This window comes from Nodosilinea sp. LEGE 06152, assembly GCF_015207525.1.
Taxonomy (GTDB): domain Bacteria; phylum Cyanobacteriota; class Cyanobacteriia; order Phormidesmidales; family Phormidesmidaceae; genus Nodosilinea.
The window spans coordinates 65,784-88,794 of the sequence record NZ_JADEWR010000011.1 but is presented as its reverse complement, the minus strand read 5'-3'; the positions used below and the strand labels follow the sequence as shown (position 1 = coordinate 88,794).

At 57.0% G+C, this 23,011-nt stretch carries 18 protein-coding genes; 7 read left to right on the top strand and 11 right to left on the bottom strand.

Going from position 1 to position 23,011, the window contains the following annotated elements:
• Positions 1 to 101: 101 nt before the first annotated feature.
• Both IQ265_RS15890 and pyk read left to right on the top strand, forming a co-directional pair.
• Entirely contained in the window at positions 102 to 4,610 is a 4,509-nt protein-coding gene (locus tag IQ265_RS15890; RefSeq protein WP_194055317.1) for an EAL domain-containing protein, read from the top strand.
• Between the two features lie 55 nt (positions 4,611 to 4,665).
• On the top strand, positions 4,666 to 6,090 hold the full coding sequence (gene pyk, locus IQ265_RS15885; RefSeq protein WP_194055315.1) for a pyruvate kinase: 1,425 nt from the start codon (positions 4,666 to 4,668) through the stop codon (positions 6,088 to 6,090).
• A 9-nt stretch (positions 6,091 to 6,099) separates the two neighbouring features.
• Here pyk and IQ265_RS15880 read toward each other — a convergent pair whose 3' ends face one another.
• Positions 6,100 to 6,714, bottom strand: coding sequence for a cupin domain-containing protein (locus IQ265_RS15880; protein ID WP_194055313.1), 615 nt, complete (start codon positions 6,712 to 6,714; stop codon positions 6,100 to 6,102).
• 308 nt (positions 6,715 to 7,022) lie between these two features.
• Between IQ265_RS15880 and IQ265_RS15875 the strand changes: the two genes are divergently transcribed.
• On the top strand, positions 7,023 to 7,403 hold the full coding sequence (locus IQ265_RS15875; protein ID WP_194055311.1) for a hypothetical protein: 381 nt from the start codon (positions 7,023 to 7,025) through the stop codon (positions 7,401 to 7,403).
• A gap of 478 nt (positions 7,404 to 7,881) precedes the next feature.
• On the opposite strand, the gene IQ265_RS15870 is transcribed toward IQ265_RS15875, so the two are convergent.
• A complete protein-coding gene (locus tag IQ265_RS15870) occupies positions 7,882 to 8,796 on the bottom strand; it encodes a diacylglycerol kinase family protein (protein ID WP_194055309.1) in 915 nt (304 codons plus the stop codon).
• A 114-nt stretch (positions 8,797 to 8,910) separates the two neighbouring features.
• Here IQ265_RS15870 and surE point away from each other — a divergent pair, with 114 nt between their 5' ends.
• Positions 8,911 to 9,645 (top strand): 5'/3'-nucleotidase SurE, encoded by a 735-nt coding sequence (gene surE, locus IQ265_RS15865; protein ID WP_194055307.1) that lies wholly within the window; start codon positions 8,911 to 8,913, stop codon positions 9,643 to 9,645.
• 40 nt (positions 9,646 to 9,685) lie between these two features.
• On the opposite strand, the gene hpsU is transcribed toward surE, so the two are convergent.
• The 6 genes from hpsU to IQ265_RS15835 form a co-directional block, all read right to left on the bottom strand.
• Positions 9,686 to 10,354: a hormogonium polysaccharide biosynthesis acetyltransferase HpsU gene (hpsU, locus tag IQ265_RS15860; RefSeq protein WP_194055298.1), complete on the bottom strand. Its 669-nt coding sequence runs from the start codon at positions 10,352 to 10,354 to the stop codon at positions 9,686 to 9,688.
• Between the two features lie 33 nt (positions 10,355 to 10,387).
• On the bottom strand, positions 10,388 to 11,365 hold the full coding sequence (locus tag IQ265_RS15855) for a glycosyltransferase family 2 protein (protein ID WP_194055296.1): 978 nt from the start codon (positions 11,363 to 11,365) through the stop codon (positions 10,388 to 10,390).
• Positions 11,366 to 11,440: 75 nt separating this feature from the next.
• Positions 11,441 to 12,373, bottom strand: a complete 933-nt coding sequence (locus IQ265_RS15850) for a glycosyltransferase family 2 protein (RefSeq protein WP_194055294.1) — start codon at positions 12,371 to 12,373, stop codon at positions 11,441 to 11,443.
• A 155-nt stretch (positions 12,374 to 12,528) separates the two neighbouring features.
• Complete coding sequence (locus IQ265_RS15845; RefSeq protein ID WP_347404978.1) at positions 12,529 to 13,554, bottom strand: fatty acid desaturase; 1,026 nt, start codon at positions 13,552 to 13,554, stop codon at positions 12,529 to 12,531.
• Positions 13,555 to 13,780: 226 nt separating this feature from the next.
• Positions 13,781 to 15,439 carry an alpha-amylase gene (locus IQ265_RS15840; protein ID WP_194055290.1) on the bottom strand — a complete coding sequence of 553 codons (1,659 nt, stop codon included), beginning with the start codon at positions 15,437 to 15,439 and terminating at the stop codon, positions 13,781 to 13,783.
• Between the two features lie 146 nt (positions 15,440 to 15,585).
• Positions 15,586 to 16,629 carry an AEC family transporter gene (locus IQ265_RS15835; protein ID WP_194055288.1) on the bottom strand — a complete coding sequence of 348 codons (1,044 nt, stop codon included), beginning with the start codon at positions 16,627 to 16,629 and terminating at the stop codon, positions 15,586 to 15,588.
• 648 nt (positions 16,630 to 17,277) lie between these two features.
• Between IQ265_RS15835 and IQ265_RS15830 the strand changes: the two genes are divergently transcribed.
• Positions 17,278 to 17,550: an Npun_R1517 family heterocyst differentiation transcriptional regulator gene (locus IQ265_RS15830; protein ID WP_194055287.1), complete on the top strand. Its 273-nt coding sequence runs from the start codon at positions 17,278 to 17,280 to the stop codon at positions 17,548 to 17,550.
• 156 nt (positions 17,551 to 17,706) lie between these two features.
• Positions 17,707 to 18,447, top strand: coding sequence for a TPM domain-containing protein (locus tag IQ265_RS15825; protein ID WP_228037977.1), 741 nt, complete (start codon positions 17,707 to 17,709; stop codon positions 18,445 to 18,447).
• A 305-nt stretch (positions 18,448 to 18,752) separates the two neighbouring features.
• Here IQ265_RS15825 and IQ265_RS15820 read toward each other — a convergent pair whose 3' ends face one another.
• Positions 18,753 to 20,639, bottom strand: coding sequence for a polysaccharide deacetylase family protein (locus IQ265_RS15820; protein WP_228037975.1), 1,887 nt, complete (start codon positions 20,637 to 20,639; stop codon positions 18,753 to 18,755).
• A gap of 231 nt (positions 20,640 to 20,870) precedes the next feature.
• On the opposite strand from IQ265_RS15820, the gene pheA reads away from it, so the two are divergent.
• Positions 20,871 to 21,776 (top strand): prephenate dehydratase, encoded by a 906-nt coding sequence (gene pheA, locus IQ265_RS15815; RefSeq protein WP_194055286.1) that lies wholly within the window; start codon positions 20,871 to 20,873, stop codon positions 21,774 to 21,776.
• Here pheA and IQ265_RS15810 read toward each other — a convergent pair.
• Both IQ265_RS15810 and rpsJ read right to left on the bottom strand, forming a co-directional pair.
• Positions 21,757 to 22,398: an LON peptidase substrate-binding domain-containing protein gene (locus IQ265_RS15810; RefSeq protein WP_194055285.1), complete on the bottom strand. Its 642-nt coding sequence runs from the start codon at positions 22,396 to 22,398 to the stop codon at positions 21,757 to 21,759. The genes pheA and IQ265_RS15810 overlap by 20 nt on opposite strands.
• A gap of 195 nt (positions 22,399 to 22,593) precedes the next feature.
• Positions 22,594 to 22,911 (bottom strand): 30S ribosomal protein S10, encoded by a 318-nt coding sequence (gene rpsJ, locus IQ265_RS15805; RefSeq protein ID WP_017300626.1) that lies wholly within the window; start codon positions 22,909 to 22,911, stop codon positions 22,594 to 22,596.
• Between the last annotated feature and the right edge of the window lie 100 nt (positions 22,912 to 23,011).

Genomic DNA, 23,011 nt, shown 5'->3' with positions numbered 1-23,011 from the left:
AGCCCCTAACTCACCGTCTTTGGCCACTGCCCTCGGCCTATTCACTCGGTGTGGCGCTATCTGGCCAATGCTATAACCTTATCGGTCGGGGTGTGTCGGCTATGGCCGCTCTCTCAAACTCAAATTTCCCTGCTGCCAGGGACCATAGCCAACCGTTAGCCCCGATCGCTGCCCAATCCCTGTTCTCTGACCAGACCGGCACGCTCCGCGTGGGCGATTTAGTCGACGTGCTGCCAGCGGTGCTCACCCCCCAAGCCTCGATTCGAGAGGCGGTGCAGGTGATGCAGGAGCAGGCGTTGAGCTGTGTCGTCGTAGCCAGTGGGAGCACTATTTTGGGGCTATTTACCGAGCAAGACGTGCTCGGCTGCGTTGCCGCTGGGGTAGACACCGCCACGACCCCTATTGGCCTGAGCTTGGTGCCCCAGGTTCCTATTTTGAGCCCCGACGATGGTATTGGCGCGGCGTTGCAGGCCCTGCAGGCCACCCATTGCCGCTACCTGCTGGTGGTCGATGGGCAAGATCAAATTTGCGGGTTGGTGCCGCGCCAGCGCCTTTACCGGGCCGTGGCCGAGAGCGGCAGGCAAACCGATGGTGGGGCAGGGGATGCCGCGTTTCCTCCCTACTGGCCGGCAGAACTCGCCCTTGACTACCCGGTTGAAACCCTGCTAGCTCCCGCCTCCGATCGCAGTCTGACGATCTTGACCAACATTCACTATCAGCTCCTGGGGCTGGAGGGGCAAAACCGCCTGCGGGTGTTTGGCCGCTGCCTGAAGCTGTTGGGGGTGGCCAGCCAGGCCCAGGGCGTTGCTTTGTTTGAAACTCACCTAGACGGCGGCGGCCAAACCCTGACCAGCCTGCGAGCTGCCTGGCACTCCCCAGGGGCTATCGGCCTCGACCAGGGCAGCTTTCAAAACCTGCCTCTTAGTCAGCTGCGGCGGTGGCACGAGGTGCTGGCGCGGGGAGGGATGCTGAGCGGGGCGGTGAGCAGCTTTCCAGCGGCGGAGCAGCCGCTGTTGAATAGCTTAGGCGGCGATACCGTGCTGATACTGCCCCTGCGCTGCCACGGTCAGTATTTTGGGTTTTTGATCTTTAACCGCACTAGCAATGACCCCAGACGGGCCGGCGCTGAGCATCGCCCTGCCTGGCCACCGGCCACCGTTAAGCTGCTGCGCACCGCCTCCATCAGCCTGTCGCTGGCCTGCGAGCAGTACACTATGCAGTCGTGCCTGCGCCAGACGCAAAACGCCTTTGCTAGCCTGTTTCACCACAGCCCCGACCCCATGGCGGTGACCACTTTTCCCGAGGGCCGTCACTTATTGGTAAACGCCAGCTATGCCCGCTGGCTAGGCCGCCCTAGCGGCGAGATTATCGGCCGTCGCCCCGCCGATTTGGGGTTGGTTCACAATCGGCGGCAGTTTGCCGACTTGCGCCGCCAAATCCGCGATCGCGGCTGCATTAAAAACATTGAGATCGACTCGCACCTGGCCGATGGCCAGACCCGTACGCTGCTGGTGTCGGCGGAGCTAACCCAGCTCAACGACCAGACCTGCCTGCTCTCGGTTGGCAAAGATATCACCGAGCGCAAGGCTATACTAGCGACCCTGAGCGCGGCTGAAGCCCGGTTTCGGGCTATTTTTGAGCAAATTAACGTGGGTATTTGCCAGGCCGAACTGAGCGGTCAGCTGTTCGATGTAAACCCCGGCATCTGCCGCATGCTGGGCTTTAGCCGCGAAGAGCTGTTGGAGAAAAACTTTGCCGACTTCACCCATCCCGAAGATTTGGCGTTTGACTTGCAGCACTACCGTCGGCTGATAGCCGGTGAGATCCCTTCGTTTGCTATGGAGAAACGCTACTGCCGCAAGGACGGCCACTTTATTTGGGTGGCGCTGACGGTGTGCCTGGTCTGCGATGACGACGGTCAGCCCCTGTTTAGCATTGGGGTATCGCAAGACATTAGCGAGCGGAAACGCGGTGAGGCCGAACGCAAGCGGCAGGAGGCCGAGCGCCAGGCCGCCGAGCAGGCGCTGCAAATCTCTCACCAGCGCATCAACAACATCCTGGAGAGCATTACCGACGCCTTTTTTGCCCTCGACCAAAACTGGCAGTTCATTTACCTCAACCAGCGGGCTGAGCAGTTTTTGCAGCGATCGCGCCACCAGGTGCTGGGCCAAAACCTGTGGTACGAATTTCCTGAGGTGCTGGGCACACAGATGTCTAAGCAGCTGCGCCGGGCTATGGTCGAGCGGATCAGCCTCACCTTTGAAGAATACATGGCCCACTCCGATAGCTGGTGCGAGTTCCATGTCTACCCCACCCAGGAGGGGCTGGCGGTGTACTTTCAAGATGTCACCGGCCGCAGGCGGGCCTACGAGCAGATTGAGCACCAGATTCGCCGCGAACAGGCTCTCAATCGGGTAGTGCAGGCCATTCGCCAGTCACTCGATCTAGACAGCATCTTTAGCACCGCCGCCCGCGAAATTGCCCATCTGCTCCAGGCCGACCACGTCGATATTCAAATGTACCTACCCGCTGACCACCACTGGCGGGTAATCGCTGAGCACCGGGCCAACCCCGATTTGCCCAGCTTGCTCTACCGCACTATTGCCGAGCCTGGGCCTGGATCTGAGCCTGGAGGTTCACCTCATCCCGATCTAGTGCAGCTCGACGCTGACGCCCCCCACGAGTTAGTTGACGCTCTACCCGGTAGCTGGCGGCTGGTACCGCTCCATCTCAGTCACCCCCGGCCCTGGGGCCGCCTGGGTATTCACCGCCAGGGGCCTGAACCCGAACCGTGGAAAACCGCCGAGATCGAGCTAGTGCAAACTGTGGCTGACCAGCTGGCGATCGCCGTGCAGCAGGCTCAAACCCTGGCCCAGGCCCAGCGCGAGCTGCGCCAGCGGCAGCGGGCTGAGAGTCGGCTCAAAGAAGCCCAGCGCATTGCCCACACCGGCAGTTGGGAGCTGTACCTGCCCAGCCAGCAGCTCACCTGGTCGGAGGAAATGTTTCGAATCTATGGCCTCAGCCCCCAACCAGTGCCGCCTTCGCTGGAGGAGCAGCTGGCGGCCTTAGACCCCAGCGATCGCCCCCGGTGGCAGCACCAGCTGGCTGAATCGAGTCGCACCGGCCAGTCGCTCAATCTGGAGGGGGCGATTGTGCGCTCCGATGGCAGTCGCCGAGTTGTGCAGCTGCTGGGGCAAGCCCAGTACAACGCTTTGGGGGTAGTAACCCGCTTGGTAGGCACCCTCACCGACATCACCGAGCGCAAGCTAATCGAAGACCGGCTCGCCTACGAGGCCCTGCACGACCCCCTGACCGGGTCGCCCAACCGGGCTTTTTTTATGGAGCAGCTCAACGCGGCGGTGGCGGCGGCTAAAGCGTCTGGGTCGGTGATCTTTGCGGTGCTGTTCATCGACCTCGATCGCTTTAAGGTGATCAACGACAGCCTGGGCCATCTGGTGGGCGACCAGCTGCTAATTGAGTGCGCCCGCCGCCTGGGGTCGGTGGTGCGAGAGGGGGATCTGGTGGCGCGGCTGGGGGGCGACGAATTTGCCATTTTGCTCAACCCCATCGCTGTAATTGACGACGCCCAGGGCGTGGCCGATCGCATTCACCAGGTCTTGCAAGCACCGCTGGTGCTGGGCGGACGCGAAATTTTTATCAGCGCCAGCGTGGGCATTGCCTCCAACCTGACCGGAGCCGTGGAGGCAGTTGACTTTTTGCGCGACGCCGACACCGCCATGTACCAGGCCAAGGAGAACGGGCGGGGACAGTCGGCCCTGTTTGACCCCGCCATGTACGAGCAGGTGGCCACCCGCCTCACCCTCGAAAACGACCTTCAGCGGGCCATCGATCGCCATGAGCTGGCCCTGCACTACCAGCCGATTGTCGATTTAGTTCACTACCGGCTGATCGGCTTTGAGGCCCTGGTGCGCTGGCACCATCCCCGCTGGGGGCTGATTTCGCCCAGTACCTTCATTCCTCTAGCCGAAGAGACCGGGCTGATTTTGGCGATTGGCGAATGGACCCAGCGGCTGGCCTGTCAGCAGCTGCAGCAGTGGCGGCAGCGGCTGCCCGAGGCCCAAGATCTGGTGGTTAGCGTMAATCTGTCGGTAAAGCAGTTTGCCCACCCCCACCTGATTGACACCATCGACGCCGCCCTGACCACCGCTGGCCTCGGCAGCAACTACCTGCGCCTCGAAATTACCGAAAGCGCCCTGATCGAAAACCCCAAAACTGCCGAGGTGATGCTCAAAGCCCTGCGCGATCGCGGCATTCAGCTAGGCATTGACGACTTTGGCACCGGCTATTCGTCGCTCAGCATGGTGCACCAGTTTCCGATGCAGATTCTCAAGATCGATCGCTCCTTTATTCAGGCGATGGAGGCCGACCCGCGCGGGGTAGCTATGGTGCAGGCCATTTTGGCCCTGGCCCAAAGTCTGGGCATGGCGGCGATCGCCGAAGGTGTCGAAACCGAGAGCCAGCTCGAACAGCTGCGCCAGCTGGGCTGCCCCTACGCCCAGGGCTACTGCTTCTCTAAACCCCTGCCCGCCCCCGAAGCCGAACAGCTGTTGGTGAACTGGCGCTGGCGCAATGAATCCAGGGCTACCTAGGATCCTAAAAACTGTGCTTATACTGGGGGCGACCCCTGCTCCCTGGGCTATTGCTATGGATTCCTTGACCCGGCGCACCAAAATTGTGGCTACCATTGGCCCCGCCAGCAGTTCTAAACCCATCCTCAAGCGCATGATCGACGCAGGCATGAACGTGGCTCGGCTCAACTTTTCCCACGGCAGCTACGACGATCACGCCCGCACAATTGCCCTGCTGCGCGAGGTCGCAGACGAGCACGACGCGCCCATCACCCTGCTGCAAGACCTGCAGGGGCCAAAAATCCGCGTGGGCCAGCTGCCCAGCCCCATCGATCTAGAGGAAGGTACCACCGTGACGCTGGTGCCCCTTGAACAGGCCGAGGCGGTTTCTGGCGGCATTGGCATCGACTACCCCTACCTGGCCGAGGAAGCCAAGCCCGGCATGCAAATTTTGCTCGATGACGGGCTGCTGGAGCTGCGGGTAGAATCGGTCGCCGACGCCAAAGTCACCTGCCGCGTGCTCCAGGGCGGACCGCTCAAAAGCCGCAAGGGGGTCAATCTGCCCGACCTCACCCTGCGTCTGCCCTCCCTGACCGAAAAAGACATCCAGGACGTTGAATTTGGCGTTTCTCAAGGGGTGGATGTTGTGTCGCTGAGCTTTGTGCGTCAGGCCCAGGACATTCTCACCCTCAAAGACCTGCTGGCGAGTTTGGGGGCCAGCCACACCCCGGTACTGGCCAAAATTGAGAAGCCCCAGGCGATTCAAAACCTGAGCGACATTTTGGCGGTCGTCGATGCGGTGATGGTGGCACGGGGTGATTTGGGGGTGGAAATGCGGGCCGAAAAGGTGCCCATGCTGCAAAAGCACATTATTCGCGAGTGCAACCGCCGCTGCATTCCGGTGATCACCGCCACTCAAATGCTGGAGAGCATGATTCAAAACCCGCGCCCCACCCGGGCCGAGGCCAGCGACGTGGCCAACGCCATTCTCGACGGCACCGACGCGGTGATGCTGTCAGGGGAATCGGCGGTGGGGGCGTTTCCGGTGCGCGCAGTCGAGATGCTGGCCCGCATCGCCTGCGATGTAGAGCAAGACCTGAGGTTTGATAACCAGCCCGCCGTCCTCAGCGATGAAACCCACGCCCTCAGCGAAGCCCTCAATGCCATTGACTCAACCCTCGACCTCAAGCACATTGTCTGCTTTACCGAGACGGGTTACAGCGCCACCATTGCCTCGGGCGAGCGACCCAAGGCAACGGTGGTGGCCTGCACTCCCAAAACCACGGTCTACCACTGGATGAACCTGATCTGGGGCGTTAGGCCCGTTCTGCTCGACGATTTTCCTCAAAGCTTTGAGGACATGGTGGCGACAGCCGAGGGGAAACTACGATCGCGCGGCCTGATCAACCCTGGCGACAAGCTGCTGGTGATGGGCGGCGTACCTGCCAACACCCCCAAGGGCACCAACTTCCTTAAAATTCACACCGTAGCGGCGGGCTAGCGCTCAAAGCTAGGGCGACTCCGGCAAAAACCGCAGGCCGTAGCGGCTGGCGATCGCCGCCACCTGGCTGCGATCGAGGGGTTGCCCCTTGGGGAGTTGGTCGACCTCGACAAAAAACTGCTCAAAGCCGCCGGGAGTCATGGTGTTCATTGCCATCCCAGGTTCTGAGCCAACATTGCGAAACTTGTGGGGAATGTGAGCGGGCAGGTGTATCAAATCGCCTTCGCTAGCGAGGATAGTTTCATTCCCACTGCGAAACTCGTAGGTGCCCTTGAGAATGTAGAACAGTTCGTCCTCATGCTCATGCACGTGCAGGGGCGGGCCACCCTCAGGCGGCGTTGTGCTAATCACCACAGAATAAGCTCCGTTGGTCTGGGCACTCATGATTTTGCCGACGATTTCTAGGCCAAAAATGGTCCAGGGCGTGCCTGCATCGGCCCCAACCCAAACCGGGGCGGTGGCGAGTGCGGGCGAGCGGGCAGCGCCTGCATCGGCCCGGCTCAGCAGGGGGCGACTGCCCAGGGCCAATATAACCAGCGTAATTAGCGCGCCGATCGCAGCTAGCCCCAGGCGGCGGAGCGAGAAATAGCGGCTGACATTCAGCCATTTAGGTCTGTTAGTCATGGTGGGTTGGGGAGGTGATGGCTCGGCAACTTTAGCACGGCCCACATACTCCTTAGCACAAAGCAAAACCGCCAGCGGAAACGCTGGGGTATTCGGGTGCAAAGTCAAACCAGGTGAGCAAGTCAAAGGTTCGGCCCGATCGCAACAGTGGTGCAGCTATTCGAGCCACCTGAGGCAGATCCTCCAACCACCCTGTGGGCAAAGGGCGGCTGCAGGACAACACCAACCACCACCTCAGCAGTCTCCCCCCAGAAGGATGGCAAAACCAGCCCCCCTGCTTAGGCTAAAAGCACTGCACAGGAGGCTGTATGGGCGTTCGCAAGCGAATATTTACGTTGAGTGCTGCGATCGGCACGGGTTTAGTTATCATCGCCGTCGGTTTAATTCTCTGGAGCACAACCCTATCGTCCGCCAGCCAGGGCCAGACTAAGCTGCAGCAAGAACCCGTTCAGCTCGAACAGGCGGCTGACCAAGCGGCTGACCTTTCAAAGGATGTTTATAACGGGTTAGACACCACCAAAAAGATTATTGGTAAGACCGAAGCCCGCAACCAAGCGATCGAAACCGGCCGGGAAGCTGCCAGCCAAAAACTTGAAGAACTGAGCGATCGCGCTCGTCAGGCTGAGATACATGGCGACGATGTGCTGTCCGCAACCGACAAGCGCGTTCTCAAGCACATGTCAGAGTAAGCTAGCTCAACCCTCGATCAGCTATCAGATCTCGCCAAAGTTCGCTTTCGACGCGTAGGCTCACTGGAGTGCAATGCTTCTAAGCAGGTGTCAACCTCAACTATAAGGATTTGAGCTGGCAACATTACCGTTGCTCAAAATGCGGCGGCATCACGGATTTAGGCAAGGCGCAGTACGAAAGCTTGACGTATTGTTCTATTGGCAGAAAAACGTTTCAAGCTGAGCACACTTATTGATGCAGTCCGAGTATGCTTAATCTGCGGCTACGTTGAGATATATCTAAACCCAGCAATCTTGAAGAAAAAGATTCAGGACAACACGTCAAACTAGACTACACCAAGTCCAGAAATAGAGTTTTACCGTTAGCAAGGCTCCACTTCTGGACTTGAATCTGGTTGAGATTACCGGCCGACCAAGACTGCCAACTCACGTTCACTTTTAAGCAGATGCATAAAAATGTTTTCAGGGAGCTATCTTATTAAGTCTTAGGTAGGAGAAACTCAAGGGATTGGGGGACAACTTTCACATCAACAACGATAGGATCTCCCGGTGCGGCTAAGCTGCTGCTGGTCAAGATTTTGTCATCGACGTGAATATCAAATTCTTCTCCCTGAATCTGCAAGTGCTTGCCCTGATACTGTGTGAAAGGGGCCAGGTCGCAGTTGCCAGCCAAGCAATCCGCCAAATAATCGCTAATTTTGTTTTGCTCACCCTCACGCACCAGCACAACGGTCAGCAGTCCGTCATTAAAACCGACCTTGGGCACGAGGTGGAGGTTTGGTCCAACGTACTGAATGTTCATAACCTCCAGCAAAACATATTCGCCTGAAATATCCTGTCCGTCCAGGGAAAGGGTTAGGGACCGGGCAGAACATTGAGAAACCTGCTGTTTTAACAAGTTTAAAACAGCCTTTAACTCGTCTTCAGCGGCTGGTGTTTGCTCTAAGTTACTGTCGTTATCAGCCTTAGACATGGTTTGAGCAAACAGTCCCATCCCCAAACTTTCAATTAAGTGGGTTTTGCCCCAGGCTCCGCTGGCGATCGCGCTATCGACCTTGATTCGCGGTGCGGTGGCCCATTCAGCAATTAATTGCTCCAGGGGGCTATCCATCAGGCCTAGGGTTTTAGCAATATTGTTGGCTGTTCCTAGGGGCAAGACGGCCATTGGCGTTTGTTGCCCAACCAGGCGTTTAGCCACTTTGCCAACCGTGCCATCCCCTCCGGCCGCTACTACCAAATCACCAGGATTTTCCAGGGCGGCAACCCAATTGTCGTCTTTGGCTGACTGGTAGTTAACCTCATAGCCCGCCTGCTTCATTAGGGATAAGAGTACATCTTTGGAAGGTTGATCATCATCACCTGCTTTGGAATTATGGATCAGCGTAACTTTCATAAAAATTCTCTAAAAACCCAAGCACAAAGTTTGACCAGTTTAGAACTTGTAGCCCTGGCATCCCTCGGCAAAGAGACAGATGGTAGCAATTCCAAAGGAGGAAAAGCGGTTCAAATGCGGATACTAATTGCTAACGACGATGGAATTTACAGCCCTGGTATTGCAGCTCTAGCAGAGGTAGCCGCCGCGTTTGGCCAAGTGCGTATCGTTGCGCCCGATGTAGAAATGTCTTCAGCGGGGCACTCTATCACGGCTTCGCGTCCCCTCTCCTACAAACGCACGCCACTGCAAGATTTTGAGGCTTACCGCGTCAACGGTACCCCTGCCGACTGCGTAGCCCTAGGTGCTTACCACTGGGACAAAGTAGACGTAGTGCTGTCAGGTATCAACCTAGGCAGCAATTTAGGCAATGCGATGTGGCATTCGGGCACCCTGGCGGCGGCCAAACAGGCGGTTTTGCTGGGACTGCGCGGCATTGCCCTCAGTGCACCCGTAACCGAGAGTGAGCCTGATTTTGACCTGCTAAAGTCATCTTTGGCCAAGGTTCTAGAGTTACTCTTGCCCGATTCAGATTTGGCCTTAGTCAATGTCAACTTTCCCGCCCAAGCCCCACGGGGTCTACGCTGGACCCGCCAGTCGGTGCGGCAGTACGATGGTCAAGTCATGCCAAGTGAGGATCCAATGGGACGGCAGCACTTCTGGTTTACAGTGGTACCGATGGAGGCCCCTGAGGCTGGCACCGATCGCTGGGCTGTAGACCAAGGCTATGTCTCGATGACGCCCCTGCGCCTCGATCTGACCCATGAGGCAGAACTAGCTCGGGCCCAGGCAAGACATCCCTGCGATTGAGTTCTGACCTCATTGAGCAGCTATTGGCCGTGTTTACCAGTCACGTTTGACCCGCGATCGTCATCCGTCGCGGGACCACCGCTCGACAGGGGTTGCCGTAGCACACCTGCCCCGACGGCAACGACTTAAACACGCTGCTGCGCGCGCCTACTACACTGTTAGCCCCCACGGTTACCCCAGGGGCCACAAAACAGTCGGTGGCGATCCAGGCTCCGTTTTCTATCACTACGGGCGCTACCACTAGGCCAAAGCGCGGATCGTGGATATCGTGGCTGCCGGTGCAGAGGTAGCTTTTTTGCGAAATCACGCAGTGCTGGCCAATGGTAATCTGCGCCAGGCTGTAGAGCACCACGTCGTCGCCGATCCAGCTGTGGTCGCCGATGCTCACATTCCACGGGTAGGTAAACCGGGCGGTAGGGCGAATCACTACGCCTTTGCCAACGGTGGCCCCAAACTGCCGCAGCAGCCAGCGCCTTGGTCCATGGGAGGCGTGGGGTGTCAGGGGAAACACCACCGCCTGCAACAGCCACCACAGCAGAATGGTTGCCTTGGAACGCCCCGGTTTGTACCACGACTGGTCGTAGGCATCGAGCCGCACCCAGGCCTGGTGACTGTCCGGTTCTAGAGGGCGATTCCCGCAGCGATCGCTTTGCGAATCGCCTCCCTGATTCGAAGAGCTATCGGGCGCATAGGGGGGGGGAGCAGACATAATCAGCGGCGCGAAGGATCTTATCGGCGGGTCTTAAGGGGCTGATTCTACCGAAACAATTGCCGGTTTAACCGCTGGCTGAGGCAAGGCTTTATTCTCTTTAGGGACAACATCTTTAGGGGTAACATTCAGCTGCCCGCCAAACTGACGCAGCTCAAACAGCTTGACCCCAATTTGATATTCGTACTGGCTCAGCAACCGCCCGTAAATGTAGCCCGCGCGACCGTCTAGAAAGCCCAGCCGCACCACGTAAAACAGCACAAACCGCAGCAGCGGCTTGAAGGGTAGCCGCACCCAAATTTTCTTTAAAAACCGCTTGCGCTGCACCGCATCGCCAAACAGGTTTGCGCCAATGGTGCCGCCGTCGCCCATGCCGGTGAGCAGGTTGTAGTAGACCTGGGCCTCCCAATTTGAGTAGCGGTTGTGGCGAGCCAGCCAGTGGTACAGATCGCGAAAATCTTCGTGGAGCATGTCGTGCTTCAGGTAACCCACTGCGCCGTCGATCATGACGTGCTCGTGCACTTCGTTGTCGCCCGTGTTGGGAATGTCGGCAGTTTGCAGGTTTTCGTAGCGGCCCTTTTGATGGCGAAACAGTCGCAGGTTCCAGTCGGGGTACTTGCCGCCGTGGCGAATCCAGGTGCCCAAGAAAAACACGCGGCGGTTCAGGTAATAGCCATCAAACTCGTGCTGCTGAATGGCTGCGGCAATCTCGTCCCACAGTTCGGGGGTAATGCGCTCGTCGCAGTCGACAATGAGCACCCACTCGTGGCTAAAGGGCAGGTGGTCTAAGGCCCAGTTTTTCTTTTTGGGCCAGTGGCCGTTGAACTCAAACTGCACCACCTTGGCCCCGGCGGCAGCAGCAATCTCGATGCTGCGATCGCTGCTGTGCGAATCCACCACAAAAATTTCTGCCGCCCGCTCCAGGCTGGCCAGACAGGCGGGCAGGTTTTGCTCCTCATCCTTGGCCGGAATCAGCACAGAGATCGGTACTTTGGGGGTCGTGGTCGCCATGGTGGATTCCCTTCAAATCGTGGGTTAGTGGTGGGTTAGGTAAGCAAGCTGTGGAAAGACTGTAGCCCTTACAGATTAAGGACAGGCCCTAGGCTTGGGTACTAGGTGACGCAGACCGCTAAACACGTAGCCCATCTGCCCGTAGGCATAGACCAGGTTTTCAAAGCGCAGGGCCGGGTCTTGCCAGCTTTTGAGAGCCTTAACTAGTCCCCGCAGCAGGCATACCCCCCGCACCCGCAGTCGCTGCCCGGTCAGAGTATGGGTGAGGTGCTCGCGGTAGCACTCGCTAATGCCTTGCCACCAGCTGCGGCGCAAAAACCAGCGGCGACGCAGGCGCTCGGGGGCGACGTTGTGGGCCACCTGGGCCTGGGGCACAAACAGCACCTCAAAGCCAGCTTCTAATGCCTGCTGAGTCAGGTGCAGTTCCTCGTTAGAGAGTAGGTTTTTGCCCACCCGGCCCAGCTGTGGGTCGAAGCCGCCTACCGACTCTAAAAAGCTTTTTTTGACCGCGTAGTTGAGGCCCCGAGGGGTTTGGCCAGGCTCAGTAATGGGTTGGATAGCAGCACCCAAATCGTAGGCCCCCAGGCTTTGCGATAGGGTGGGCGATAGCCAGGGGGGCGGGGCCACGCCCAGTGGCCAGATGAGGCTCACCGCCCCCCCGGCGATCGCCGCTTTGTCGTGCTCCGCAAACGCCTCGGCCAGCGCCATCAGCCAGCTGGGCGAAGCCTCAGCATCGTCGTCGAGGTAGGCGAGAATACTGCCTTGGGCGATCGCGGCTCCCCGGTTGCGCGCCGCCGATAGCCCCAGGGTGCTTTCATACACGTAGGTCAGCTGCGGGTGGGGTAGGTAGGCCTCGACTACGGCTTTCGTGTCGTCGGTCGAGGCGTTGTCCACCACAATAATTTCGTAGGCGGTGTAGGTTTGGCTCAGCAGACTGGCGATCGCGGCCCCCAGGTAGCGGGCCCGGTTGTGGGTGCAGATGATAGCTGAAATCAAAGGCTGAATCATTCCAGAGCGCTGCGAAAAGAACCTGAGGCCAACTGTCAAACGCCAATCCAAATTAAAGCGGGCAGCCTAGAACCGCACTGATTCTAAACTGCCCACTTCATTCCCTAGACTACCGAAACAGCATCAGCCCAGGGCTATTTTGAAAACGTCACGGCCTAGCGGCGGTTGGGATGGGGCTGGTAATAGACCTTAGCGCCCTGGTCAGCAACATAGTGGCAGGCCCAAAACGAACGGGCAAAGCTTTTCCACACAGGCTCCTCAGAGCGACGGTAGTAGTCGCCCAAAATTGGCTTGATTGCCTCTGTCGCCGTATTCAAGTGGTAGTGGGGAATGCCCAAGAAAATGTGGTGAGCCACATGGGTGCCAATATTGTGGTGAATGGGGTTGATAAGGCCATAGTCGCGGTCAATGGTCGACAGCGCCCCTTTGAGAAAGTACCACTCGTCACCCCGGTACCAGGGAATATCGGGCTCACTATGGTGTAAAAATGTCACCAAATCAAGCCACATGACAAACACCAGGTAGGGGGCCACGTAGTAGGTCACCAAAAACAGCAGCCCGTGGGTAATCCCTAGCCAGGCCAAAAACACGACCATGGCTGACCAGCACAGCGTGCTCACCAGCACATCGCGCCGCTCTGACGGGCGAAATAGATCGCTGCTGGGCATGAAATGAGAGCCGCTGCGCCCCGACGATCTAAAAAATAGGTAAAACGGGTAAGCAAACAGCAGCCCATAGAACCGCACCATCTTTTGCGGCCAGGGCATAGCTCGATAGGTCGACTCGCCGATCGGGTACCAGCTTTCATCGGTGTCGATGTTGCCTGTATTGGCATGGTGGGTGCGGTGGCTGATGCGCCAGCCGTGGTACGGCACCAAAATAGGCGTGTGAGTCAGATGACCAACCAGGTTATTTAACCATTTGTAGCGAGAAAACGACCCGTGGCCACAGTCATGGCCCACCACAAACAGAGCCCAGAACATCGTGCCCTGGGCCAGCCAAAAGATGGGAAAAAATAGCCAGGAGTTGAGCGCGTGGGCGACAGCGTACAGCGCTGCAATGATGCCAACGTCTAACCCCAAATAAGCTAACGATCTAATGGTAGAAGGCTGAAAACAACGGGCCGGAATAGCCGCCTTAAGGTCTTGAAGGGTAAAGTCTAGCTCCTGGGCTGAGCGCACATAGGCCGAAAATTCTGCGTCTGTAGCCCCTAGAGGAACGCGATCTACTTGCACGAAAGTACCAATTTAACCATAGAAACGAACGCCCAGCTGCTTCAACAAAAATGAGCGGGCGTTACACAGCTTAACTTTTCGCGGCGTAAAATTCTATCCCATCGGAGATCCCCAGGCAGCAAAGGCCGAGGAGATGCCACCGGGGATGGGGTGCGATCGCGGGTTTTTGCCTCTAGTTGTCCGGCGTTAGTTCCAGCACCGATCTCAGCACAGGATGATCTTCTACCCACACCGACACCGAGCCGCCGTTACAGCGAAACTCGGCCCAGCCATCGCCATTGGTGGTAATTGTGTGGGAAATATGCCCAGTCAGATCGTAGAACGTGGTGTTGGGCCGCCCCACCTCCATCCACTTGGTGCCCTCGGCCCCATTGCTCAACAGCACCGCCATAGCCCGGCCGCGATCGCCTAGGCCCAGGCGTGTCCAGCCCACCACGTTGGGGTGATCAAAGTAATCGTACTGAGGGCCATAGGCAAAATGCTTGCGGCCAATCAGCAGCCGGTCCAAAATCTCGCGGTGCGAGTCCATCCAGATCTCGTACTCGTTGCCGTCGCGGCCTTTATCGACATAGTGGGCCCCGTAGTAATCACAGTAGAAAATGCAGGGATAGCCATCAGCTCGCAGCAAAATCATGGCGTAGGCCAACGGTTTAAACCAGGCTTCTACCACCGACTCCAGCGCCTGCAGCGGCTGCGTGTCATGGTTTTCGACCAGCGTGACCGCCAGCAGCGGCATTTCTTTAACTACCGTGTTGTCAAAAATAGTGCGCAGATCGTAGCTGCTGCCTGCTTTGCTGGCCTTATGAAAATTGTGGTGCAGCGGCGCATCAAAGAGGTCAAGCCGACCGCCAGAGTTACCGGCATACCAGCTGAGTGCCCCCAGGTCGTAGGTCCAGTATTCGCCCACGCAGAATAAGCTCCGCTGGGTGTAGTGCTCCAGGTGGGCCAGCCAATCGACAAAAAAGTCGCCGCAGATGTGCTTAATGGCGTCGAGCCGAAAGCCGTCAACCCCGACGTGGTCAAGCATCCATTCGCCCCAATATTTCAGCTCACCGCACACCTCTGGGTGGTCAATATCGAGATCGCAGCCCATCAGGTAGTCAAAGCTGCCCAGCTCCCAGCTCACTTTGTCTTCAAAGGTTTTACCCTCAATCAGCCAGACGGCTTTGTAGTCAGGCTCGAAGCTGTTGTAGTCAACGGCATCAAAGTGGTACCAGTGCCACTTCATGCTTGAGTATTTGTCGCCCCGGTTTGGAAAGTTAAAACCTGTCCAAGACTTAATCTTGCGTATGTCGCCTAGGGGACGACGGCGATCGCTCGGATCCATAGGGATCGCGTTAAATTCCTCCTCACAATCGGCCGCCATCTTGTGGTTAAACACCACATCAGCGTAGATATTAATACCCAACTCGCGACAGGCTTTTACGGCTGCTACATACTCATCCTTTGTGCCGTACTTGGTGCGCACCGACCCCTGCTGGTCAAACTCCCCCAGGTCGAACAAATCATAAACGCCATAGCCCACATCGCAGCCGCCGCCAATTCCCTTATAGGCCGGGGGCAACCACAGGGCAGTAATGCCCGCCTCAGCTAAAGCCTGAGCCTCGGCTTTAACGTAGTTCCAGTGGCTGCCGTCAGTCAGGCTATACCAGTGGAAGTACTGCATCATCGTGCCGTTAAACCCTCCGTGCCGGTGCCGATCTTGGAGAAACTCGGCGTTGGCCTCCAGCCATGTCTGTAGAGAAGCCTTGGCGGCTGCCCCTGCGTCCGTCGTGAGGTTCGATCCGAGCGCCTTGAAAGTGTCCTTTAGCTGCTGAAAAGGAGTAGACATTGCACCACCGTGAGATGATAGTTTCCCCAGAATAGGGGTAAATCTAAAAATCTTGGTAAAGGTTAGCCAATTGTCGGCCCCTGACTCCCCTAACCTTGGCCACAGCCCACCAGTTCGGCCCCGGCGACTCTCCTTTGACCACGTGCCTAGCTAAAAATGAGCAGCCATAGGGGAATGGTTAGCAGCAACCCTCCAGTTGATAGGGCAATGCTGGCAGCGGCTAGCTCAGGGTCCAGCGCATACTCTTCCGCCAAAATTAACCCCGCAAAGGCGCTGGGCATGCCCGACATCAGAACCAGCACCAGCACCGCATCCCTGGGCAACCCTGCCCTCAGAGCCACGGCCCCCAGCACCGCTGGCAGCACCAACACCTTGAGGGTCGCGGGTACCAGCGCCAGCTTGAGGCTGCTCCATCCCTGCAAACGGCTCAGTCGCAGCCCCATCAGCACCAGGGCTACCGGAATCACCAGCCATACCGACTGGTGTAGCGCATCCTCTACCGGCGATGGCCAGAGCCACCGTTGAGAGACCGTGCCCGATCCAAACGCCCACAGCGATGGCACAGTGACGACATCGCGCAGCTGCTGCCAGCGCGACTGAGCATGGGTGCCGCGCCCAAACCAGCTAGCTAGATACACGCCCAACCCGTAAGTGCCGACTACGTTTTGCGTCACGCTGTAAAATACGGCCCAGCCTAGATAGGGGCCACTCACCAAAGTAGGCACGATCGCCAATCCCACAAACCCTGTATTGCCGAGCATAGAGGCCAGCACAAAGCTGCCCTGGCGCGGTCTATCGGCCCAGGTCATGGCTAAGGGGGGCACCCAGAGCTGTGAATCAGCGACTTCAGGGACAGGCGGTGCCAGGGCTATGCCTGGGGCAAGGCTATCAACCTCTAAAACGGTTGCAGGATCGGGTGCAGAGGCTAGCCAGCGCACCAGGGCCAACCCCGCCAGCGCTAGACCCAGGCCTAGACCCAGGGCGATAACGGTATAGAGCGGGGCTAAATCGGTATCTTGGGCAAAGTGGGTTTGGCGGGCCAGCGCAAAAATCTCCAGGGGAATACCGACCCAGTACAGCGCCCGACCCAGCCATCGGGGCAACGCTAGGGGAGCAAACTGGCCCAGCACCATGCCTAGTCCGGTCCATATCACCAGCGGCAAGTAGGCTTGAATTAGAGAATCGCGCATTTTGACCGTTCGCTATAGCACCTAACTTAGTCAGTATTCTACGGAGCTTTTACGCATAGAGCACTAAGTTATTGCGATCGCAGCACCCACCTCCAGCACAATTTCAGCCTTCAACACCGACGAAAAGTGACGGCTTTAATTAAGCCAATGTGCTGATCGTAATTTCCAAACTCCAATCCTTACCCAACGTCGTTTAGCCCGCGCCATAGGGGTTTTCGTAGCAATATTAAATCTTAAGGGGCAGCTAAAACAGGCTAAATCCTCAGCTTCAAACAAACGTCAAGTATAAAAAAAATGGTTCAGCCTGGGAGAATACGTACAGGATTTAACGCTATTAATCCTGGCCTCACGAAACTGTATCAATCGTGTAAAAGCGATCGACAAAACCTGGTTCCGGTCAGTTTTTTTTGATTTGATGGCATTAGTTACTCAGGTCTAGCATGCTGTCCATTACCTAAGTCCGGCATCTTAGGTCTGAGTAAACCCACCGTCATCATAGAGGTTGCATCACCGTTATGGATCTGGCTCAGCGCCACAACTCCATACTCTTTCTGATGCCCTGCCAGCCTCCAGCAGGACCCCTTCTCTAGCCCCCCAGTCTCCTCTGATGACTCCTTTCATATCTAGCTAGGGAGTACACCTTCGACCATGGCTACGTCTGCACCCCATCCGTCCACTGAGGCTCAGGTTGGCGTTTACGAGTGCACTGTCACTCTCAAACTTCGCATCTTAGAAGAAAACGGCGTTATCGCCAATCGCGATCACTTGCTGGAACTACTTATCGACGCCTACTCCTACGGCAGCGATGAGTTTGTCGAGCAGCTAGAGTCTCACGTAGAGGTGAGCGAGGTATCAGAAATGGCCGCTTCACCACTGATGCGGCGGCAGCTGATCCGGCTCCGCAATTTGCCTGCGGCCTAAGGCAACCGCTGGGCTAGCCGTGCTAGACCTTTGCGCCTGTTCAAGGAACCTGGTCGATCTAGTTCCCTCAAAGCTCTTAGGCCCGTATATTGATTATTAGGGTTTTAGGCAAAGCTCGGTAGTTCCTAAGCCCCGTAGTCGCTGTAGCCCAAGCCCATGAACAGTCACTTTCCCCAACGGATGCTTGCCCGCTCAGTTCAGCTGTGCTGGCGGAGCTTTTTAGGTCTAGTGTTGCCGTTGTGCCTGGTGCTGGGGCTAGGGGTTTCTGCTGCTGAGGCGATGGCCGTTTTTCAGGTGCCGACTGTAGCCGCTGGAGATTCCACCTGGATTGTCGACGAAGCTGGCATCATCAGCCGCATCAACGAGAACAAAATTTCGAGCCGCTTTGGCGACCTAGCGACCGCTACAGGTAATGAAGTTCGCCTGGTAACCATCCACCATTTCGACTACGGCGAGACTATTCAGACCTTTACTGACAAGCTTTTTGAACGCTGGTATCCCACTCCGGCAGACCAAGCCAACCAAACCCTGCTTGTGCTAGATGAGGTTACCAAGACCGTGGGCATTCGCGTGGGCGAGCAGTCAGCAATGCTGCTAGACCCAGACATTGCTACCAGCGTTGCTCAAGAAACCGTGCTTTATCCCCTGCTGGAGGGCGACAAATACAATCAGTCGTTTCTGGCTGCAAGCGATCGCCTAGTGGCCGTACTTGGCGGTCAAGAAGACCCGGGTCCGCCAGTCTTTGACGACTCCTTTGACAGCGAAAGCACCTTTGCCAGCGCCGAGGAAACCGCTGAAAATCGCGGCAACAGCACTATTGTTCTCGTTGTGTTGCTGGTATTGGCCACGGTCATCCCCATGGCAACCTATTTCTGGTATGCGGGCTTTGGCAACTAAACCAAAGCCTGTTTGAAGCCCAATTTGGCTGGGCAGACATAGCGATGGCCATCGCGCTTAGGATATCGGCCTCTTCCAGTGGCAAAAACTGGGACAGCGCCATGGCGTATAGCCACCGCTTTAGGGGATACAAGTCATGTCCTAACCGTTCTGGCGATGGCTATACCATTGCCCTATTTCTCAGTCTGGTTCCAGCTAAATTTGGCTAGACCAATCCCCAACGCTGACCCGGGGCTTAGTCCTGGGTTGATTTTTAAACTATCCTAAATCTGGCTTTGGATCAGCATTAGTCGCTGAAAGCACCGCTAGCGCTTAACAGCCGTGGTATTTCGCTCGTCAATGACTAGGGGACAGGGGCTACCGTTGTTGGCATCGGGAGGTACTAGGCCAACGATGTGAGGTACCGGGCGGGGAATATACCCAACTAAGGAATCACCCTGGTAGGCCAAGGACGTACTGGCCCCCGAATCGAGCATTACCGCATCGCGCAGTCCCGCCTGGTGCAGTAGTTCGCCCAGTTGTACCGAGTCCACCATCGTGTGGGTTACCCCTACCACCGGCTGCCCAGCCGTATTAATGCCCCAAAACGCACGATGGCGGCGGGCATCGTAATCAAACAGACTGCCAAAACTGCTGGCGGGCTGGGGCAGACCGTCTTTAACCAGCCAGGCTGCTGCCACAAAGGCGTCGGTTACGCCAGGCAACTCGCGGGCTAGGCCAGCCAGGGCATTGTGGCGATCGGCCTCAAAAGGCACAAACAGCACCCGGCGCGGCGAAATTAGCACCAGGGGACGACCATTAAGTCTGGGCGTCTCTCCAGCATAGCCAGGCACAAACTGCCGGGTGCTTTGACTCAGAACCGGACCAATCATCACATTGGAGTCTAGATACTCCAGGGAGAAGAATCCGCCGTCAACCGCTCCAGCAAGATTGGTGCCCGCCATAATGTCTGTCAGCTGGTAGCGGCTGTTGGCGTGGATGGTTACCGGCTGGCCACCGGTAATAATGGAGAGCGACTGTTTCTCCAGGTCCATTTTTTGAACTTCTACGGGGGCAGTAAAGTTAAATCCTGAATCGGCCACCGCAACTGGCGCAACACTGGGGGCCGGGGGGCCGCCCCAGGCTACATCTACCAGTGCGGCAAGACTTGACTGACCAAAGCGCTCGATCGCTAGCAGCGACTCTGAGGCCCCGGCGAACTGTTCATTCTGCTCGCGCATGGTAAATGCAGCCAGGTATCCAGCATCGGCTACGGCCTGAGCCACCCGTTCGTCGTAGTAGCCTGTTGGGTAGCTAAAGTAGCGAATGGGCACGCCCAACTCACTCTCAAGCCGCCGCTTCGACTCAACTACCTCGTAGACCAGATCATCATCACTGAGGGCACGGAGGTCGGCCGGATGCGTAACGCTATGAGAGGCAATGGTAACCAGGGGATCGGCGGCCATAGTCTTGAGCTGATCCCAGGTTAACGTCGATCGCCCGGCCACATCCCCGTCTACCTTGCCCGGAAAAACAAAAAACGTGGCGGGTACCTGATACTTCTGCAAGAGCGGATAGACATGTTCGTAGTGCCCTACGTAGCCGTCATCAAAAGTAATCAGTACCGGCTTTTCGGGCAGGGGGGCACCGGTGCGCAGGTGCTGCACAAGCTGATCGGGGCTGATGGGCGTCAGGCCATTGTCCAAAATAGTTTGCAGGTGAGCTTCAAAATCGCCGGGGGTAAGGTCAAAAAAGACCTCCGGTGGTTCGAGCACGTCGTGGTACATCAAGATGGGTACCCGCGCCTCTGCCGCTTGGGGGTGAATGCTGGGCCAAGGCGCTGCTCCCAACTGCGCAATCGCCTCTGTGCCCAAAGTTTTCGAAGCGGTCGTTAAGCCAGACCCCTGAAACAGTTTTTGGCCGCGATCGCCAGCGGCCTCTGCTGCGGCTAGCCCCAGCGGACGACTGCACATCCGCTCACTGCTGACCGTGGTGGGAAAAGCATCTACCCCAGGCGCATCGAGCAAGGCAAACAGCTGCGTATTCAAAGCTTGAGGTTGTTCAGCGGAGCCTGGTGCAGAACCAACCACATCGCCCATCGTGATGGCTCCGGTGCTTAGTGCGCCAGCCAGGGGCACGCCAGCTCCTAGCAAAAACGCTGCTGACCCCATCGTCAGCAGTGTCCGTGCCCTTGGTGGCTTTGTACCGGACATTTTCTTAGTGCTCTTACCCATTCTAGCTCTCCCCACCAGAGCCCTAGGCCCCGGCCAAAACCCATTACATATTACTGGGGAAAGCTGTCTTTGTTCGATTGAAAGTGGTCCAGTTTTGATTAAGGCAGCATTAATTCTGACCTTGTAGACGGAGCCGTTCCTTACCCCCAAGCTAGGACGTAGTATGAAACAAACCCACTTGAAACAAACCCATCGCGATCGCTCTTCTCCATGACGTTCACCATTGCCTATTTGGGGCCTGAGGGCACCTATTCTCAACTGGCTGCTCTAGCCTACAGTCTCGACTTAGAACAGCGCACGGGTCAATCCGTAGAGCTGAGGGCTATGCCCAGCATTCCCAAGGCTATGCAGGCGACCGCCGAGGGATTAACCAACCTCACCATCGTGCCGGTCGAAAACTCGACTGAAGGCGGCGTCACAACCACCCTCGATACGCTCTGGCGGCTTCAGCAGCTCAACATTCACCACGCAATGGTCATGCCCATTCGCCACGGGCTGCTGTCTCACGCCCAAGAGATGACGGGTATCAAGATGGTTTACTCTCACCCCCAGGCGCTCTCTCAGTGTCAGCTTTGGCTCGAGCGCAATCTGCCTCAGGCAAAGCTGGTAGCGACCCGTTCTACTACAGAAGCCCTTGAGCACCTAGCCGACAATGAGGCGGTAGCCGCAGTTTCTTCGGAATGGGCGGCTCAACTCTACAACTTGCCTATCCTGGCCCACAATATCAACGACCACACTGACAACTGCACTAAGTTCTGGGTGCTCAAGGGCAACGACTCCAAGGAGCAACGTTCTAGCGGGCAGTACACATCCCTGGCGTTTAGCCTGCCTGTAAACGGTCCTGGCGCTCTGCTCAAAGCTCTGGAGGTATTTGCCCGCTACGGCATCAATCTCAGCCGCATTGAATCGCGCCCTACCAAGCGATCGCTTGGAGAGTACCTCTTTTTTGTGGATTTGGAGACCGGCGGTAACGCTCCCACCGGGCAGCAGGCCGTTGAAGAACTCTTAGCCTGTACCGAAACCCTGATCAACTTCGGCACCTACAGTTTAGTTACCGTAGACCCTAGCCTGGCGGCTACTAAAGCCAGGGCTCAATCTACTCAAGCACTTCCTTAAGGGCTGTGCGCGCCGCCAAATGGTTGCGGGTAGAGGTCAGAATTTCGGCTTCACGCTCCAGCCGCACGCTGGTGTCATCCATTTCTAGCAGGGCCTGCTGTTCTAGGGCAACTCCATGCAGGTTACTTGCTACCCAGTAGGAGAGTTCAATGGGGATATCGGGGATATTGTCCGGTAGGTCAATGTCTTGGTTAGTTAGCTTAGCCGACAGGTGAACTACGTCGCGCAGCAGGCGGTCAACGTCGGAGGCGAGGGGATTTAGGTCTTGACTGGTGGGTTTATCTTCAACCCATTCCACCAGACCGACTCGGTAAGGTTTTTCACGCACGTAGCTCAATACTCGGAACCGCTGCTGACCAATGGTTAGAATCTTTAGTCGATCGTCGGGCAGCCGTTGGTAATGAAGAATTTCAGCGCAGCAGCCAACCTGGGCCGGCTGGCCTGTACTTGGGTCTAACATCAGTACCCCAAAGCGACGATCGCTTTGGAGAATAGTATTCATCATGATTCGGTAGCGGGGCTCGAACACATGAAGCGGTAGGTGCCTCCCCGGAAACAGAACCAGTTCAGGTAATGGAAAAAGTGGGAGCTCTCGCACGGATATGGACTCGGAGAATGCCATTATCGCCTCTTGCAGGTTTCAGGCACGCCGTGCCGGAGCAAGGCAGGCCGTAACACTTGTTTACATAGGAGTATTCTAACCCAACTCCCTTGCGAAATGCCGGTCATAAAGGCGCTACTTACCCAGCTTAATCCCTACGACAGACCCAAAAGAACCCGCTAAATTGGTGTATTTAGCGGGTGAAACAAGGCTGCTCTAAAGCTTCACTTCGATATCAACCCCAGCGGGCAGATCCAGCTTCATCAAGGCATCAATCGTTTTGGATGAGGGCTGGTAGATGTCAATAATTCTACGGTGAGTGCGGCTCTCAAAGTGCTCACGGGAGTCTTTGTCGACGTGGGGAGAGCGCAGTACGCAGTAAATTCGACGCTTGGTTGGCAAAGGAATGGGGCCAATTGCTGTAGCGTTGGTGCGATTGGCGGTGTCAACAATTTTTTCACAGGAGGTGTCAAGCAGTCTGCGGTCAAAGGCTTTTAAACGAATACGAATCTTTTGTTGCTGAATAGTAGCCATAGGTCTGAGAGAAATAAATTGTCGAGGTACAAAACGAAACCGAAAACCTTAGAGACAAGAGACAGGAGTGAACACCTAAATGATCACTCCTGTCTCATTG

Bases quoted from the DNA above. Each gene is read 5' to 3' on its own strand.
- pyk (WP_194055315.1), top strand. From the start codon at position 4,666: ATGGATTCCTTGACCCGGCGCACCAAAATTGTGGCTACCATTGGCCCC.
- IQ265_RS15880 (WP_194055313.1), bottom strand. From the start codon at position 6,714: ATGACTAACAGACCTAAATGGCTGAATGTCAGCCGCTATTTCTCGCTC.
- IQ265_RS15875 (WP_194055311.1), top strand. From the start codon at position 7,023: ATGGGCGTTCGCAAGCGAATATTTACGTTGAGTGCTGCGATCGGCACG.
- IQ265_RS15870 (WP_194055309.1), bottom strand. From the start codon at position 8,796: ATGAAAGTTACGCTGATCCATAATTCCAAAGCAGGTGATGATGATCAA.
- surE (WP_194055307.1), top strand. From the start codon at position 8,911: ATGCGGATACTAATTGCTAACGACGATGGAATTTACAGCCCTGGTATT.
- hpsU (WP_194055298.1), bottom strand. From the start codon at position 10,354: ATGTCTGCTCCCCCCCCCTATGCGCCCGATAGCTCTTCGAATCAGGGA.
- IQ265_RS15855 (WP_194055296.1), bottom strand. From the start codon at position 11,365: ATGGCGACCACGACCCCCAAAGTACCGATCTCTGTGCTGATTCCGGCC.
- IQ265_RS15850 (WP_194055294.1), bottom strand. From the start codon at position 12,373: ATGATTCAGCCTTTGATTTCAGCTATCATCTGCACCCACAACCGGGCC.
- IQ265_RS15840 (WP_194055290.1), bottom strand. From the start codon at position 15,439: ATGTCTACTCCTTTTCAGCAGCTAAAGGACACTTTCAAGGCGCTCGGA.
- IQ265_RS15835 (WP_194055288.1), bottom strand. From the start codon at position 16,629: ATGCGCGATTCTCTAATTCAAGCCTACTTGCCGCTGGTGATATGGACC.
- IQ265_RS15830 (WP_194055287.1), top strand. From the start codon at position 17,278: ATGGCTACGTCTGCACCCCATCCGTCCACTGAGGCTCAGGTTGGCGTT.
- IQ265_RS15825 (WP_228037977.1), top strand. From the start codon at position 17,707: ATGAACAGTCACTTTCCCCAACGGATGCTTGCCCGCTCAGTTCAGCTG.
- IQ265_RS15820 (WP_228037975.1), bottom strand. From the start codon at position 20,639: ATGTCCGGTACAAAGCCACCAAGGGCACGGACACTGCTGACGATGGGG.
- pheA (WP_194055286.1), top strand. From the start codon at position 20,871: ATGACGTTCACCATTGCCTATTTGGGGCCTGAGGGCACCTATTCTCAA.
- IQ265_RS15810 (WP_194055285.1), bottom strand. From the start codon at position 22,398: ATGGCATTCTCCGAGTCCATATCCGTGCGAGAGCTCCCACTTTTTCCA.
- rpsJ (WP_017300626.1), bottom strand. From the start codon at position 22,911: ATGGCTACTATTCAGCAACAAAAGATTCGTATTCGTTTAAAAGCCTTT.